This is a genomic window from Micromonospora arida (assembly GCF_042873195.1).
Classification (GTDB): Bacteria; Actinomycetota; Actinomycetes; order Mycobacteriales; family Micromonosporaceae; genus Micromonospora; species Micromonospora arida.
Genome location: NZ_JBIALC010000010.1, coordinates 1 through 18,223, shown reverse-complemented (window position 1 = coordinate 18,223; position 18,223 = coordinate 1). Strand labels below are relative to the sequence as shown.

General features: G+C 70.9%; 5 protein-coding genes. All 5 read left to right on the top strand.

Features of this window, described 5'->3' with window-relative positions; translation table 11 throughout:
- Nucleotides 1-139: 139 nt before the first annotated feature.
- Entirely contained in the window at nt 140-1,108 is a 969-nt protein-coding gene (gene sbnA, locus ACFYP0_RS25245; protein ID WP_355502558.1) for a 2,3-diaminopropionate biosynthesis protein SbnA, read from the top strand.
- Nucleotides 1,102-2,124 (top strand): 2,3-diaminopropionate biosynthesis protein SbnB, encoded by a 1,023-nt coding sequence (gene sbnB / locus ACFYP0_RS25240; protein WP_355502546.1) that lies wholly within the window; start codon nt 1,102-1,104, stop codon nt 2,122-2,124. Before sbnA ends, sbnB begins: the two co-directional genes overlap by 7 nt.
- A 10-nt stretch (nt 2,125-2,134) precedes the next feature.
- Nucleotides 2,135-2,341: an MbtH family protein gene (locus ACFYP0_RS25235; RefSeq protein WP_124855650.1), complete on the top strand. Its 207-nt coding sequence runs from the start codon at nt 2,135-2,137 to the stop codon at nt 2,339-2,341.
- A 48-nt stretch (nt 2,342-2,389) separates the two neighbouring features.
- Nucleotides 2,390-7,387 (top strand): amino acid adenylation domain-containing protein, encoded by a 4,998-nt coding sequence (locus tag ACFYP0_RS25230; protein WP_386997785.1) that lies wholly within the window; start codon nt 2,390-2,392, stop codon nt 7,385-7,387.
- Nucleotides 7,384-18,223, top strand: a 10,840-nt coding sequence (locus ACFYP0_RS25225; RefSeq protein ID WP_386997783.1) for a non-ribosomal peptide synthetase, incomplete at its 3' end; no start/stop codon positions are given. The genes ACFYP0_RS25230 and ACFYP0_RS25225, both read left to right, overlap by 4 nt.

The following is an 18,223-nucleotide window of genomic DNA, read 5'->3' as shown; positions in this document are numbered from 1 at the left end:
CCGGCGCGACCCCCGTCGCCGGCCGGGTCCAGGCCCGGCGCTGACCGCCCGAGCACCGGTATAGGGCCGGTATAGCGCCGATTGACAACGTCGTGGCGTTGGTAGATCACTTGTGGAGGGAGGAACGGTGCGCGAGGGCATCCTCTCGACGGTCGGGAACACACCGCTGGTACAGCTGGTCCGGTTGTTTCCGGAGTTCCCCTCCCGATTGTTCGTGAAGCTCGAACGGTTCAATCCCGGCGGCAGCATCAAGGACCGCACCGCGCTGAGCATGTTGCGCGCCAAGGTCGAATCCGGGGAGCTGGTGCCTGGCCGATCGGTTGTCGTCGAGTCCAGCTCGGGCAATCTGGCCATCGGCCTCGCGCAGTTCTGCGCGTATTACGCGATCCGGTTCATCTGCGTGGTCGACCCGAAGACCACCCGGCAGAACCTCGCGATCCTGACCGCGTACCACGCGGAGATCGAGATGGTCGAGCACCCCGACCCGGTCACCGGCGAATACCTGCCGGCCCGGCAGCGCCGCGTCCGCGAGCTGTGCGAGCAGGTCCCGTACGCCTACCGGCCGGACCAGTACGCCAACCCGCTCAACGCCGCGGCGCAACGGCAGACGATGGCCGAGATCGTGACCGCGCTCGACGGGCAGATCGACTATCTGTTCTGTTCCACCGGCACCTGCGGGACGCTGGTCGGCTGCGTCGGCTACCTGCGGGAGCAGGGGCTGTCCACGCGGGTGGTGGCGGTGGACGCGGTCGGCAGTGCCATCTTCGGCGACGAGCCGGCGGTCCGGTTGATCCCCGGGCACGGCGCCTCGATCGTGCCGCCCCTGGCCGCCGATGCCACACCCGACGAGATCATGCACGTCTCCGACCTGGACTGCGTGGTCGGTTGCCGGCTGCTGCTGCACCGGGAGGCCATCCTCGCCGGCGGGTCGTCCGGCGCCACCGTGGCCGCGCTACGCCGACGGATGGCGGACATCCCGGCGGGCTCCACCGCCGTGCTGATCCTTCCCGACAACGGCGACCGCTACCTCGACACTATCTATTCCGATCAATGGGTTTCCGGGCACTTCGGGGAGATCACCCACCTGTGGAAGGACGCCACGTGCTGATCATCGGTCGGGCTGTTGTGCGGGACATCCTCGACGGCGACGACGCCCGGGTGGTGGATCTGATCCGCCACGCGTACCTGCTGCACGAGCAGGGCCGTACGAGCCTGCCGCACTCGGTCTTCCTGCGCTTCCCGCAGCGACCCCGCGACCGCATCATCGGCCTGCCCGCCTACCTCGGCGGCGACCCGCCGGTGAGCGGCATCAAGTGGATCTCCTCCTTCCCCGGCAACCTGGCCATGGGCCTGGAACGGGCCAGCGCGGCGATCCTGCTGAACTCGATGCGTACCGGCCACCCGGTGGCCCTGGTCGAGGGTTCGGTCATCTCGGCCCGACGTACCGCGGCGAGCGCCGCGCTCGCGGCCGGCCTGCTCACCGCGGACCGCCGCCCCGACGGCCTGGCCCTGATCGGCTGCGGGCTGATCAACCAGCAGGTGCTGCGGTTCGTGGCGGGCACTCTCGCCGCGCCGCCGGCGCTGACGGTATTCGACACCGACCGGCGCCGGGCCGAGGCGTTCGCCGAGACCGCCCGAACCCTGCTGCCGGGAATGCCGACGACGCTGGCCGGGACCGCCGAGGAGGCGATGGCCGCGCACCGGCTGGTCTCGATCGCCACCACCGCCACCGAGCCCCACCTCGACCTGGCCGCCTGCCGGCCCGGCGCGGTGGTGCTGCACCTGTCCCTGCGCGACCTGCTCCCCGAAGGGCTGCTGGCGGCGCGCAACGTGGTCGACGACGCCGATCACGCCTGCCGTGAGGGCACCTCGTTGCAGTTGGCCGAGCAGCTCACCGGTGGCCGGGACTTCATTCACGCCACCATCGGCGCGCTGGCCGGCGGCGAGGTGCGACTGCCCGCCGACGACGTGCCAGTGGTGGTGTCCCCGTTCGGCCTGGGCGTGCTGGACCTCGTGCTCGCCGAACACGTCCGCGCCACCGCCGACCAGCGAAGCCTGGGCGTACGCGTTGACGACTTCCTACCCGTGGGGGACGCCACCGGGGCGTTCGCCGGATCTCTCTGAAGGAGTGGCAATGACCGACAACCGCAGCTACCGCGTGGTGCTCAACGACGAGGAGCAGTACTCGGTCTGGTGGACCGACCGGGACCTGCCCGCCGGCTGGCGTGCCGAGGGCACCGAGGGCAGCCGCGACGAATGCCTGGCCCGGATCGACGAGATCTGGACCGACATGCGGCCGCTGAGCCTGCGCCAGCGCATGGAGTCCCAGGCCACGGCCTGACCACCTGATCCGATCCCACGCCCGCGCCCGGTCCCCCGGAGGAGCACCATGAGTATCGTTCCGCCAGCGGCGACCGCAGCCGCAGCCGCCACCCAGGGGGCGGGCACCCTGTCCGAGCTGATCGCCCGGCAGGCCGCGCTCACCCCCAGCGCCATCGCGGTGAGCGGCGAGTCCGAGCGGTTGGACTACGCCGGACTGGACCGGCGGGCCAATCAACTCGGTCGGTACCTGGCCGAGCTGGGCGTCGGCCCGGAATCGCTTGTCGCGGTCAACCTGGACCGCGGCGTCGACCTCGTGGTCGCGCTGCTGGGAGTGTGGCGCGCCGGTGCCGCGTACCTGCCGCTGGACCCGACCCACCCCGCCGAGCGCCGGCGGCGTCTCCTCGCCGGCAGCGGGGCGGCGGTGCTGCTCACCCGTGACGCGCTGCGCGACGAGGCGACGCCCTGTCGCGTGGTCTGCCTGGACACCGACCGGGCGCGGATCGCGGCCTGCACGGACACCCCCGCGGTGCCGTCACCCGACCCGGACTCGGTGGCGTACGCCATCTACACCTCCGGGTCCACCGGCGAACCCAAGGGAGTGCTGATCACCCATCGCGGTATCGGCAACCGGGTGACCTGGACGATCCGGGAGCACGGCCTGGGCCCCGGCGACCGGGTGTTGCAGAAGACCTCGGTCAGTTTCGACGCGGCGGGCTGGGAGTTCTTCGCCCCGCTGGCCAGTGGCGGCACCGTGGTGCTCGCCCCGGATGGGGCACACCGGGATCCCGCCGCCCTCGTCGCGGCGGTCGTCCGGCACGGGATCACCGTCCTGCAGGGAGTGCCGTCGGTGTTCGGTCGGCTGGTCGACCAGCCCGGTTGGGCCGACTGCACCAGCCTGCGGCTGATCTTCTCGGCGGGTGAGCCGTTGCACGCCGACCTGTGCCGGCGGCTGACGGTCACGCCCGAGGTGCGGGTGTGGAACACCTACGGCCCCACCGAGTGCGCCATCGACGTGACCGCCCACCCGGTGGACCCGGCCCAGCCGGCCGGACCGGTGCCGATCGGGCGCCCGCTGCCCGGCGTCCGCGTCCAGGTCCTCGACGCCGACCGTCGGCCGGTGCCGGTGGGTGTGGTCGGCGAGCTCTACATCGGTGGGGCCAACCTGGGCCGGGGCTATCTGCACCGGCCGGACCTGACCGCCGAACGGTTCGTGCCCGACGAGTACGGGCCGCCCGGCGAGCGCCTCTACCGCACCGGCGACCAGGTCCGGTGGCGCGCCGACCGGAGCCTGGAGTTCGTCGGTCGGACCGATCACCAACTCAAGGTCAACGGGGTACGGATCGAGCCGGCCGAGGTGGAGGCGGTGCTCGCCGCGCACCCGGACGTCCAGTCGGCGGTGGTGGTGGGGCACACCGACCCGGCCGGTCGCCGGCAGCTCGCCGCGTACGTCGCCGGTCGCCGGTCACTAGACCCGGCGGCCCTGCGCGCGTTCTGCGTCGGTCGACTGCCCGAGGCGCTGGTGCCGGCCGTGTTCCAGCCGGTGGCGGAGTTCCCGCTCACCGCCAGCGGCAAGATCGACCGGTCCGCCCTGCCGGCGATCGACCCTCTCGACCGCCCGGCGCTCCGGTCGCCGCGGACCGCCGCCGAACAGACTGTCGCGGCCATCTGGCGGGACCTGCTCGGCGTCGACGAGGTCGGCGTCGACGACGACTTCTACCAGCTCGGCGGCTCCTCACTGGTGACGCTGGCGCTGGAGAGCCGGCTCAGCGGGGCGGGCGGCGCGGTGACGCTGCGCGACCTGCTCACCCACACCACCGTGGCCGCACAGGCCCGGCTGGTGGAGGCGGCCACCCCGGCGGCTCCACCGGTGCTGCCCGTGGGACGTGACCAGCCGCTGCCGCTCTCCGCCGCCCAGCACCGGCTCTGGATGCTCGACCAGCTCGACCCGCGCAGCAAGGAGTGGGTCGTCCCCGTGCACGTACGGCTGCCCGCCGCCATCCACCCCGACCACGTCCGGGTGGCCCTGCACGCGATCGAGGCACGGCACGAGCCGTTGCGCACCCGCTACCTGGTCGTCGACGGCGTGGCCCGCCAGCAGGTCGTACCGCCGGGAGATGTCGACCTGGAGGTGCGCGACGTCAGCCACGGCGGGTTGGCCGAACTGATCACCGACCAGCTCGGCCGGGGTTTCGACCTGCACACCGGTCCGCTGTGGCGGGCCGGGCTCGCCGTCGCCGCCGGCCGGGATCACCTGCTGGTGCTGGCCGTGCACCACATCGCGTCCGACGCCGGCAGCGCCGACGTCCTCGAACGGGACCTGCGGGAGCTGTGCGACGCCGCCGCGCAGGGACGGCCGGCCGACCTGGCAAATCTGCGGGTGCAGTACGCCGACTACGCGGTCTGGCAGCAGCGGCACCTCACCGACGAGGTCGTCGGGCGGGAGCTGGCGTACTGGCGGGAGACGCTGGCCGGGATGCCCCAGCTGGAGTTGCCGCTGGACCGTCCGCGTCCGGCCCGGCGGGACGCGCAGGGCAGGATGCTCGGCTTCACCGTCGACGCGGAGGTCGCGGGCGCCCTGACCGAGGTGGGCCGGCGCTGCGCGGCCAGCCCGTTCATGACCCTGCTCACCGGCTTCGCCACGCTTCTCGCCCGCTATACCGGGCAGTGGGACGTGCCGATCGGCACCCCCACCTCCGGGCACCGGCCCACCGAGCTGGACCAGGCGGCCGGGATCTTCCTCAACCCGGTGGTGCTGCGCTGCACCCTGGACCCGGCGTCCGGCTTCACTCAGGCGGTCAGGCGAGTCCGCGACCGTACCGTCGCTGCCCTGGCCCACCAGGACCTGCCCTTCGACCGCGTGGTGTACGACCTGGTCGGCGAGCGGGACCTGTCCCGCACCCCCCTCTACCAGGTGGCGCTGAACTACCAGGCGGGCGGGATCACCGGCCGGGTGGCCGACGACCCGATCACGATCGAGGCGCTGCGGCAGGCGTCCACAGTGGCCAAGACCGACCTGACCGTGCACCTGTGGCCGCAACCGGACGGTTCCCTCGCCGGCGCCGTGGAGTACGCCACCGCGCTGTTCGACGACGCGACCGTGCGACGACTGGCCGACCACTTCGTCCGGCTGCTGCGCGCCGCCGCCGACGAGCCGGACGCCCGCCTGGACCAGCTCGACCCGTTCTCGGCCGAGGAGCGGCAGCGCCTGCTGCACGAGTGGAACGGGCCGACGGTGCCCCGGCCGGCCACCACAGTGGTCGACCTGTTCGAGGCGCGCCGCGCGGCGACACCGCAGGCCGTGGCGTTGCGCCACGGCGACGCGCGCACCAGCTACGCCGAGTTGGACGACCGGGCCAACCAGTTCGCCAACCATCTGCGCCGCTCCGACGCCGGGTCGGGCGCGACAATCGCTGTACTGCTGGCGCGGGGACCGGACCTGGTCGCCGCGATTCTCGGGTGCTGGAAGGCGGGTGCCGCCTGCCTCCCGCTGGATCCGTCGTACCCGGCCGAGCGGATCGGCTACCTGCTCGACACCGCCGGCGTCGGCCTCGCCATCACCGACTCGCGGTACGCCGACCGGTTCGGGGTGCCCACCCTCCAGGTGGACACCCACCGGCTGATGGTCAGCGCCGAACCGCACACCGCGCCGGCCCACGATCTCGACCCGGCGCAGACGGCGTGCGTGCTGTTCACCTCCGGATCGACCGGCCGCCCCAAGGGGGTGCTGCTCTCCCACGCGGCGGTGACGAACTTCCTGGCCTGCGCCACCGAGACCGAGGCGCTCGGCGACCGGGGAGGCCGCCCGGCCGGCGGAGGGGCTCCGCTGTTCTCCACCATCGCCTTCGACCTGTCGATCTCCAACCTGTGGGGGCCGCTGGTGGCCGGCCAGCCGGTGACCCTGCTTCCGCAGGAGTTCGACCTCACCCAACTCGGCGCGCTGCTGCTGACCGCCGGCCCGTACGACCGGTTCATCATGACGCCCCCGCACTTGGAGTTGCTGGCGGCGCAGGTCGACGCCGCGCAGGCGCAGCGGCTGGCCGGTCAGCTCTGGGTGGCCGGTGGGGTGCTGCGCGGGTCGGTGGCGAACCAGTGGCTCGACAGGCTTGGCCCCGGCGGCCTGATCAACTCCTATGGTCCGACCGAGACCACCGTGATCATGTCGGCGTACCCGGTCGTCGCACCACAGACCAGCGAGATCGTGTCGATCGGCCGGCCGATGGCGAACACCGTGGTGCGGATCCTGGACGACGCGATGCGGCTGCTGCCGGTCGGCGCCGTCGGCGAGCTGTACATCGGCGGCGAGTGCCTGGCCACCGGCTACGTCGGGCGGCCCGGGCTGACCGCCGACCGCTTCGTGCCCGACCCCTTCGGCCCGCCGGGCGCCCGCCTCTACCGCAGCGGCGACCTGGGCCACTGGCGACCCGACGGCACGATGGCCTTCGTCGGTCGGGCGGACGACCAGGTCAAGGTTCGCGGCTACCGGATCGAACCCGGCGAGATCAGCGCCGTCGTCGCCCAACATCCCCGGGTACGCGACTGCGTGGTCCTCGCCCACCAGGACCGCCTGGTCGCCTTTTACGTCGGCGAGGCCACCGACCTGGCCGCGTACTGCGCCCGGCAGTTGCCCGACTTCATGGTGCCGAGTCTCTTCGTGCCGGTGGAGCGGATCCCGCTCAACGCCAACGGCAAGGTCGACCGGGACGCGCTGCGCAACCGGCTCGACGCGGCGCTCGCCGACGGCGCCGCCGACCCCACCGAATTCGTCGCGCCGCAGAACGTGGTCGAGAAGCGGGTCGCCGCGATCTGGGCGGAACTGCTCGACGGGCGTATCGGCGCCACCACCGACTTCTTCCTCCTGGGCGGCCACTCGGTGCTCGCCGCCCGGCTGATCGCCGGGCTGCAGGAGGAATTCGACCTCGACCTGCCGATCCGGCTGGTGTTCGAGCACCCGACGGTGCGCGCCCAGGCGATCGCCATCGAAGACCTGATCCGGGCGGAGGTCGACGCGCTGGACGCCGCCGACCTCACCCACGACCTTTCGCGATCCGAGGAGTCCCCGGCATGACCAGCATCGCCAACGAGCCGAACCTGCGTGAAGAACTCGTCCAGCGTCGCCTGGCCGGCCGTCGTACCGGCCGCCGGGACCGGATCCCGACCGTCGACCGGTCCGGGGAACTGCCGCTGTCGTACGGCCAGCAGCAGATGTGGTTCCTCAACCGGATGGACCCCACCAGCGCCGAGTACCTCGTCTCCTCCGCGCTGCGGCTGCACGGCCCGCTGGACGCCGACGCGCTGGGCCGTGCACTCGACGCCCTGGTCGCCCGGCACGAGATTCTTCGCACCCGCTACGCCCTCGCCGGCACCTCTCCGGTCCAGGTGATCGACCCGCCGGCGCACCGCGACCTGCCGGTGGTGGACCTGACCGACCGGCCCCGCGCCGAGCGGGCGGCGGCGCTCGACGCGGTGCTCGCCGACGTCTCGCTGACCGGGTTCGACCTGGCCGAGGAGTGGCCGGTGCGGGCCGTGCTGGTCCGGCTGGACACCGACGAGCACGTCCTGGCCCTGGTGCTGCACCACATCGCCTGTGACGCGCCGTCGGTCGCGGTGCTCACCGGGGAGCTGGCCGAGGTGTACGCCGCCCTGCGGGCCGGCGTCGAGCCCTGGTTGCCGGTGCCCCCCGTGCAGTACGCCGACTTCGCCGCCTGGCAGCGCGGCCGGTCGCGCGCCGACTCGGTGGCCCGGTCGCTCGACTACTGGCGCGATCAGCTCGCCGGGCTGACGCCGGTGGAGCTGCCGGCCGACCGGACCCGGCCGAAGAGCCGGGACTGGCGGGGCTCGTCGGTGCCGTTCACCCTGAGCGCCGATCTGTCCGCCGCGCTGCGCGGCGTCGCCCGCGACGCCGGCACCACCGTCTTCATCACCCTGCTCAGCGCCTTCCAGGTGCTGCTGTCGCGCTACACCGGCCGGACCGACCTCGCCGTGGGTACGGTGTCGTCCGCGCGCAGCCGCGCGGAGCTGCACAACCTCGTCGGGTACGGCATCGACAACCTGGTGCTGCGGGCACGGTGGAGCGGCGACCCCTCGTTCGCCGCCCTGCTGGCGCAGACCCGGGACACCGTGCTGGGCGCGTTCGACCACACCGACGCCCCGTTCGCGCTGCTGGCCGACGAGCTGGAGCCGGAGCGGGATCTGTCCCGTACCCCGCTCTACCAGGTCGCGTTCACCCTCCAGAGCGAGCCGCCCACCACCGACTGGCCCGGCGACCTGCGCGTGGAGCCGGTCGAGCTGCCCCTGCGCACGTCCAAGGTGGACCTCACGCTGCACATGATGGAGGGCGCCGACGGCGGGCTGCGCGGCCGGATCGAGTACGCCACCGCACTGTTCGACCCAGCCACCGTCGAGCGCGCCGCCGACCACCTGGTGCGGCTCCTGGAGCAGGTGACGGCGGACCCGACGGCCCGACTGTCCGACCTGGCCATCCTCGGTGCCGCCGAGCTGGCCGTGGTGACCCGGGGGCCGGTCACCGCAGACCCGGTCACCGGCACCGTGCACGGCGTCTTCGAGGCGATGGCGGCCACCCACCCCCACGCTCCTGCGGTGACGGCGGGCGACACCACCCGCAGCTACGCCGAGCTGAACGCCGACGCCAACCGGCTCGCCCACTGGCTGCGCGGCCACGGTGCCGGTCCGGAGCGGCTGGTCGCTGTGCAGCTCGACCACTGCCCCGAACTGGTACCGGCCCTGCTCGGCGTGCTCAAGTCCGGCGCGGCGTACCTGCCCCTCGACCCGGCCTCGCCGGACGAACGCCTCGACTTCATGATCAACGACGCCGGGGCGGAGATCGTGCTGACCACCACCGCCCACCGCGACCGGTTCGCCGACTTCGGTGGGACAGTGGTCCTGCTGGACGACCCGGACCTCGTCGCCGAGCTGGCCGCCCAGCCGACCGTCGACCCGGCCGTGCCCATGGACGTCGACAACCTCTGCTACGTCATCTACACCTCGGGCTCCACCGGCCGCCCCAAGGGTGTCGCGGTGGCCCACCGGCAGGTGCTGCGCCTGCTGACCGTCACCGCCGCCGACTACCGGTTCGGCCCGGACGACGTGTGGACCCTGCTGCACTCGTACGCCTTCGACTTCTCCGTCTGGGAGATCTGGGGCTGCCTGCTGCACGGTGGTCGACTGCTCGTGGTGCCCCGCGAGCTGGCCCGATCTCCGCAGGACCTGCTCGACGAGCTGATCGCACAGCGGGTCACGGTGCTCTGCCAGACGCCCACGGCGTTCCGCGCGCTGGTCCGGCTCGCGGCCGACGGCGACGACCGGATCGACCGGCTCGCCCTGCGGGTGGTGACCTTCGGCGGCGAGAAACTGGACTTCGCCGACCTGGCACCGTGGGTGGCCAGCCGTGGCGTGGACGCACCGCACCTGATCAACATGTACGGGATCACCGAGACCACCGTGCACACCACGTACCACCGGGTCACCGCCGACGAGGTGGGCGGCACGGCCAGCCTGATCGGCGTACCGCTGTCGGACCTCACCGTCCACCTGCTCGACGCCGACGGTCGACCGGTGCCGATCGGTGTGCCCGGCGAGATCCACGTGGGTGGCCCGGGTGTCGCCCGCGGCTACCTCGGTCGCGCCGAACTCACCGCGCAGCGGTTCGTGCCGGACCCGTGGGGGCCGCCCGGTTCGCGGCTCTACCGCAGCGGCGACCTCGCCCGCCGGTACGCCGACGGACGGCTGGAGTTCGTCGGACGCATCGACCACCAGGTCAAGATCCGTGGCTACCGGGTGGAGCTGGGCGAGATCGAGGCGGCCCTGACCGTCCTGCCCGGCGTCCGGGACGCGGTCGTGGTACTGCGCGAGGACAACCCGGGCGACCAGCGGCTGACCGCCTATCTGGTGGCCGACGACACCTCGACGCTGCTGCGCCCCTCACAGCTGCGTACGGCGCTCGGCCGGACGCTGCCGGACTACATGATCCCGGTGGCGTTCATGCCGCTGCCCCGGATCCCGCTGACCGTCAACGGCAAGCTCGACCAGGCCGCGCTGCCCGCCCCGGGCCGTTCGGTGGCCGCCGTCGACCGCCCGTACGTGGCCCCGCGCACCACTGTGGAGCAGCAGCTCGCCGACATCTGGACCGCCACCCTCGGGCTGGACCGGGTCGGTGTGCAGGACGGCTTCTTCGATCTCGGCGGCGACTCCATCCGCGCGGTGGCACTGGCCGGCGCGTTGCGTGAGGCGTCCTTCGACGTCGAGGTCCGGGACATCTTCGAGCGGCGTACCGTCGCCGAGCTGGCCGAACTGCTCACCGCACGGCCGGCCGCCGAGCCGGAGCCTGCGGTCGCCCCGTTCGAGCTGGTCGGCGAGGCGGACCGGGCCGCGCTGCCCGCCGGCCTGGTGGACGCCTACCCGTGCACCCAGGGTCAGCTCGGCATGCTTGTCGAGCTGCTGTCCGACACCGAGCAGAACCCGTACCACAACGTGACCAGCTACCGGGTCCGTGGCGAAGGGGAGTTCTCCCTGGACGCGCTGCGTGCCGCCGCGGCACTGCTGGTGCGCCGCCACGAGGTGCTGCGTACCTCGTTCGACCTGACCAGCTATTCGGTGCCCATGCAGCTGGTGCACGCCACCGCCGAGCTGGCCGTCACGCACGACCACAGCCCTGCCGCAGAGCGGGCCGAGCTGGACCGGGAGCTGCGCGAGCACATCGCGGTCGAGCGGGCCCGTCTGTTCGACCTCGATCGCCCGTCGCTGCTGCGGCTGCACGCCAGGACCTGCGCCGACGGCAGTTGGTGGCTCACCATCACCGAGTGCCACCCGATCCTGGACGGGTGGAGCTACCACTCGCTGATCATGGAGCTGGTCCGCGCGTACCAGCAGATCCGGGCCGGAGAGCCGCTGTCGCCGCGGCCCATCCCGTCGGTGCGCTTCGCCGACGCCGTCGCTGCCGAACGGCGGTCGGTCGCCGGTGACGCCGACCGGGCGTACTGGCGTGGTGTCCTGACCGGTCGGGCCCGTCACGACCTGCCCACCGGCTGGGGTGACCCCGAGGCACCGGAGGGGGCCAAGCACGAGCACTGGGTGCCGGTGCAGGACCTCGAATCCGCGCTGCGCGACCTGGCCCGACGCCTCGGCGTGCCGTTCAAGTCGATCATGCTGGCTGCACACCTCAAGGTGATGAGCCAGCTCACCGGCGCGGAGCGGTTCTACACCGGCCTGGTCTGCAACATTCGGCCCGAGGCAGCCGGCGCCGACCAGGTGTACGGCATGCACCTCAACACCGTGCCGGTCGGCTACGACGGTCCGGCCGCCACCTGGGACGAGCTGATCCAGCGGACCTTCGACGCCGAGGTGGAGCTGTGGCCGCACCGGCGCTACCCGCTGTCCACCCTGCAGCGGGAGGTCGGCGAGGACGCCCGCATGCTCGACGTGCGGTTCAGCTTCCACGACTTCCACCAGATCGACGCCGCCGACATCGACTACGCCGAGTCCATCGACGACAGCCCCACCGAGTTCCCGCTCGGCGTGTTCAGCCGGCTCGGCTTCCTCACCCTGCAGGCCAGCCAGCGGCACGTCGGCCACGACGCCCTGCGCCGCCTGGGCGCCATGTATCGCGTGGTGTTGGAGGGGATGGTGGCGGATTCTGGTGGGGACGCGCGGGTGGTGTGTCTGCCGGCCGGTGAGGTGTCGGTGGTGTTGGCCGATGGTGACGGCGCGGTGGAGCCGGTGTCGGGGTCGGTCCTTCAGTGGTTCGAGCAGCAGGTTTCCCGGGTGCCGTCGGGCGAGGCGGTGAACGGTGTGCCGTTCGCCGAGTTGGACGCGCGGGCTGTGGCGTTGGGGTCGTGGTTGGCCTCGCGGGGTGTCCGTCGGGGTTCGGTGGTGGGGGTGTTGCTGGATCGGGGTGTCGATCTGGTGGCGGCGCTGCTGGGGGTGTGGAAGGCGGGGGCGGCGTTCGTGCCGCTGGACCCGTCGTATCCGGTGGGTCGGGTCGAGGCCATGTTGGCCGATGCGGGCGCGTCGGTGCTTGTGACGTCGTCGGGGCACGTGGACCGCTGCCCCGAAGGCGTGGAGGTGCTGACCGTCGACTCTGTGCCGCGGGTGGAGTCGGTGGTGTTGCCGGGTGTGGTGGATCTGGATGATTTGGCGTATGTGATTTTCACGTCGGGTTCGACGGGTCGGCCGAAGGGTGTGCAGGTTACGCATCGGGGTTTGGCGAATCATGTTCGTTGGGCGTCGGTGGAGTTGGCTGGTCATGGTTCGGCGGGGTCGGCGGTGTTTTCGTCGGTGGCTTTTGATTTGCAGGTGCCGAATGTGTGGGCTCCGTTGGTGGTGGGTCAGCGGGTGTTCATGGTGGATCAGGATTTGGATTTGGCGGAGTTGGGGGAGTCGTTGTCGGCGGCTGCTCCGTTTAGTTTTGTGAAGTTGACGCCGGGTCATTTGGAGATTCTGGGTCGGCAGTTGTCGGATGAGTTGTTGGCGGGTTTGGCGCCGGTGGTGGTGGTTGCGGGTGAGGGTTTGCCTGCGGCGTTGGCTAATCGGTGGTTGGGCATTGTGGGTGCGGGGAATCTGATCAATGAGTACGGGCCGACGGAGGCGTCGGTGGGTACGTGTGTTTTCCCGGTGCGGGTGGAGCAGACGTTGCCGGTGGTGCCGATTGGTCGGGCGTTGCCGGGTATGCGGATGTTCGTGCTTGATTCGTTCATGAATCTGGTGCCGTTGGGTGTGGTTGGTGAGTTGTTTGTTGGTGGTGTGGGTGTTGCTCGGGGGTATGTGGGTCAGTCGGGGTTGACGGCGGATCGGTTTGTGCCGGATCCGTTCGCCTCGGATGGGTCGCGGTTGTATCGGACGGGGGATCTGGTTCGTCGGTTGGCCGATGGTGCGGTGGAGTTCGTCGGCCGGGTCGATCACCAGGTGAAGGTCCGTGGTTACCGCATCGAGTTGGGCGAGATCGAATCGGTGATCGGCTCGGTGGCCGGGGTGCGTGATGTGGTGGCGCTGGTGCACGGCGACGAGTCCCGGCTGCTGGCGTTCTACGTGCCGGCCAGCCCGGACGTCGAACTGGCGGCCCGGGTGCGGCAGGAGTGCGCCAGTCGACTGCCGGAGTACATGATCCCGGCGGACCTCGTGGCGGTGGAGTCCATCCCGCTGAACGCCAATGGCAAGGTCGACCGGGCCGCCCTGGCCGCCTCGGTGACCGGTGGTGGGCGGGTGCACGTGGCCCCGCGTACCCACCTGGAGCGGCAGCTCGCGGACATCTGGGCGCAGGTGCTGAACCTGGAGACGGTGAGCGTCGACGACAGCTTCTTCGACCTCGGCGGTCACTCGATCAGCGCCATCGCTCTCGTCGGCGCACTGCGTACGGCCGGGATCCCCGCCTCGGTGCGCGACATCTTCCTGCACCGGACCGTCGCCGCGCTCGCCGCGAACCTCGAAGCGGAGCAGACCCCCGTCGAGCCGGCGTTCCAGCCGGTGGTCCCGTTCGCGCTACTCGACGACGCCGACCGGGCGGCGCTGCCCGCCGGCCTCGCCGACGCGTACCCCATCGCCCAGGTCCAGCTCGGCATGCTCGTCAAGACGATGACCGACACCGAGCGGCACACGTACCACAACGTGTCGGCCTTCCCGATCCACGACGAGCAGCCGCTGGTCCTCGACGCGCTGCGCCGCGCCGTGCAGACGGTCGTCGACCGGCACGAGATCCTGCGTACGTCGTTCGACCTGAACGGCTACTCGGTGCCGCTGCAACTCGTGCACGCCGAGGTGCCGATCGAGGTCACCGAGCTGGACCTGCGTGGCCCGGACACCGAGGCCCGGATGAGCGCCTTCATGGCCGCCGAACGGGCCAACCCGTTCGCGCCGGATGAGGTCCCGCAGATACGCGTCGCCGGTGCGATCGGCGAGGGCAACGCCTGGTGGTTCGTCCTGACCATGTCGCACGGCATCCTCGAAGGCTGGAGCCACCACTCCCTGCTCATGGAAATCCTCGACAACTACCGGCGGCTGCGGGACACCGGTGCTCCGGTGCCCGTCGACGCGTTGCCGGTGCGCTACGCCGACTTCGTCGCCGCGGAACTGGCCGCGCTGACCTCCGCCGAGGACGAGGCGTACTGGCGGGGTGTCGTCGAGCACCCGCGCTTCGCGTTGCCTGCCGGGTGGGGCGCCCCCGACTCCGACCCCCAGTTCCAGTGCGGCACCCGGGTGCCGCTGCACGACCTGATCGACGGGCTCCGAGACCTGGCCAGCAGCACCGGCACCGCGCTGAAGAGCGTGCTGCTGGCCGCGCACCTGAAGGTGATGAGCCAGCTCACCGGCGAACTCGTCTTCACCAGCGGCCTGGTCTGCCACGGGCGGCCCGAGGCGACCGGCGCGGACCGGGTGTACGGCATGCACCTGAACACGCTGCCGATCGTGCACCGTGGCCCGGCTGCCACCTGGGCGGAGCTGATCCGGCAGACCTTTGACGCCGAGCTGGAGCTGTGGCCGCACCGGCACTACCCGCTGCCGTCGGTGCAGCGGTTCACCGACGGCGCCCGACCCATCGAGATCCTCTTCAACTACCTCGACTTCGCGCAGGTCGACACCGAGCGGGTCGGCTTCGACGACGCCGTCTACGAGGCGTCCAGTGAGTTCGACCTGCACGTCTCCACGCTGGACGGCACGCTCAGCATCCTCAGCGACCCCCACGTCGTCAGCTACCCCAACGTGCTGCGCCTGGGCGCCATGTACCGGGCGGTGCTGGAGGCCATGGTGGCGGACCCGGGTGGGGACGCGCGGGTGGTGTGTCTGCCGGCCGGTGAGGTGTCGGTGGTGTTGGCCGATGGTGACGGCGCGGTGGAGCCCGTGTCGGAGTCGGTGCTGGCGGCTGTTGAGCGCCAGGTCACGGCGGTGCCGTCGGGTGAGGCCGTCAACGGTGGGACCTTCGCGGAGCTGGATGCGCGGGCCGTGGTGCTGGGGTCGTGGTTGGCCTCGCGGGGTGTCCGTCGGGGTTCGGTGGTGGGGGTGCTGCTGGACCGGAGTGTTGATCTGGTGGCGGCGCTGCTGGGGGTGTGGAAGGCGGGGGCGGCGTTCGTGCCGCTGGACCCGTCGTATCCGGCCGGTCGGATCGCCTCGATGCTGGCCGATGCCGGTGTGTCTCGTGTGGTGACCTCGGCGCGTTACGCGGATCGGTTCGCGCCCGGCGTGGAGGTGCTGACCGTCGACTCTGTGCCGCAGGTGGGGTCGGTGGTGTTGCCGGGTGTGGTGGATCTGGATGATTTGGCGTATGTGATTTTCACGTCGGGTTCGACGGGTCGGCCGAAGGGTGTGCAGGTTACGCATCGGGGTTTGGCGAATCATGTTCGTTGGGCGTCGGTGGAGTTGGCTGGTCATGGTTCGGCGGGGTCGGCGGTGTTTTCGTCGGTGGCTTTTGATTTGCAGGTGCCGAATGTGTGGGCTCCGTTGGTGGTGGGTCAGCGGGTGTTCATGGTGGATCAGGATTTGGATTTGGCGGAGTTGGGGGAGTCGTTGTCGGCGGCTGCTCCGTTTAGTTTTGTGAAGTTGACGCCGGGTCATTTGGAGATTCTGGGTCGGCAGTTGTCGGATGAGTTGTTGGCGGGTTTGGCGCCGGTGGTGGTGGTTGCGGGTGAGGGTTTGCCTGCGGCGTTGGCTAATCGGTGGTTGGGCATTGTGGGTGCGGGGAATCTGATCAATGAGTACGGGCCGACGGAGGCGTCGGTGGGTACGTGTGTTTTCCCGGTGCGGGTGGAGCAGACGTTGCCGGTGGTGCCGATTGGTCGGGCGTTGCCGGGTATGCGGATGTTCGTGCTTGATTCGTTCATGAATCTGGTGCCGTTGGGTGTGGTTGGTGAGTTGTTTGTTGGTGGTGTGGGTGTTGCTCGGGGGTATGTGGGTCAGTCGGGGTTGACGGCGGATCGGTTTGTGCCGGATCCGTTCGCCTCGGATGGGTCGCGGTTGTATCGGACGGGGGATCTGGTTCGTCGGTTGGCCGATGGTGCGGTGGAGTTCGTCGGCCGGGTCGATCACCAGGTGAAGGTCCGTGGTTACCGCATCGAGTTGGGCGAGATCGAATCGGTGATCGGCTCGGTGGCCGGCGTCCGCGAGACGGTGGCCCTGATCGATCCGGAAGAGGCGCGGCTGCTCGCCTTCTACGTCCCCGAAGGACCGGACGCCGATCTGGCCGCCCGGGTGCGGCAGGAATGCGCCAGTCGACTGCCCGAATACATGATCCCGGCGGACCTCGTGCCGGTGGAGTCCATCCCCCTGAACGCCAACGGCAAGGTCGACCGGGCCGCCCTCGCCGCGTCGGTCGGAGCATCCGGCCGGGTGCACGTGGCTCCCCGCACCGAACTCGAGCAGCAGCTCGCGGAGATCTGGGCACGCGTGCTGACCCTCGACACGGTCAGCGTCGTGGACAGCTTCTTCGACCTCGGCGGCGACTCACTACGCGCGGTGGCCCTGGTCGGCGCCCTCCGGGGAGCCGGCTTCCCCGTTGGCGTCCGAGACGTCTTCGTGCACCGCACCGTTGCCGCGCTCGCCGCGCACCTGACGGCCAAGGACGCCGCCGAGGTCGCACCGGAGTTCCAGCCGGTCGCCCCGTTCGCGCTGCTCGACGACGCCGACCGGGCAGCCCTGCCCGCCGGCCTCACCGACGCGTACCCCATCGCCCAGGTGCAACTCGGCATGCTGGTGGAGATCCAGAAGGACCCGACGCGGTCGCTGTACCACATCGTCCGCTGCTTCCGGGTGCACAGCCGCCAGCCCTTCTCGGCCGAAGCGCTCACGTCGGCGGTGCACGACATCGTCGACCGGCACGAAACCCTGCGTACGTCGTTCGACCCGCACACCTACTCGGTGCCGCTGCAACTCGTGCACGCCCAGGCCCCCGTCGACGTACGGATCCTGCGCCTGGATGAGGAGCGGGCCGAGGCGCACCTGCGCGGCTACGTCGAGGCCGAGCGGGCCCGACCGTTCGACGCCGAGCACCCCGCCCCGCTGCTGCGGGTCAGCGCTCACGTCGGCGCCGACGGCGGATGGTGGCTCACCGTGGCGATCAGCCACCTGGTGACCGGCGGCTGGGACCTGAACGCCCTGCTGGCCGAGCTGCTCAGCTGCTACGAGCGGCGCTGTGTGGGCATGGCGCCGGAGGCGCCGGAGCCGACCGCGGTCCGGTACGCCGACTTCGTTGCCGGCGAGCGGGCGGCGCTCGCCTCGGAGGGCGACGAGGCGTACTGGCGGGAGATCACTTCCGAGTACGCCAGGTTCGTTCCGCCGTCGGGCTGGGGCGAGGCGTCCGCGACTCCCGGGACGGTGCTGCGGCACCGGATCAGCTACCAGGACCTCGACCCACGGATCCGCGCCCTGGCCTCGACGCTCGAGGTGTCACCCAAGGCTGTTCTGCATGCGGCTCATTTGAAGGTGATGAGTCAGTTGACTGATGAGCGGCGTTTTTACACGGGGTTGGTGTGTGATGCGCGGCCGGAGGTGCGGGGTGCGGAGCGTGTGCATGGGATGTACATCAATGTGTTGCCGTTTGGTCATGAGCGGGGTGGGGGTTCGTGGGGTGATCTGGTGCGGTCGGTGTTCGACGGTGAGGTGCGGTTGTGGCCGCATCGGCGTTTTCCGTTGCCGGCGGTGCGCAGGCTGACGGGTGCCGACACGCACCCGATCGACGTCGTCTTTGACTACACCGAATTCCGGCGTGCCAACACCGACAGCGAGGAGCAGGTCGGCTTCGAAGCCGTCGCCGGTGAAGGTGGCACCGAGTTCGCCCTCCAGGTCACCGCGGCCAGCGGATTCCTCGACCTCGTGGCTGATGGGCGGGTGTTTGGCGGGGCGGGGTTGGTGCGGTTGGCGGGGATGTTCCGGGTGGTGTTGGAGTCGATGCTGGCGGATTGGG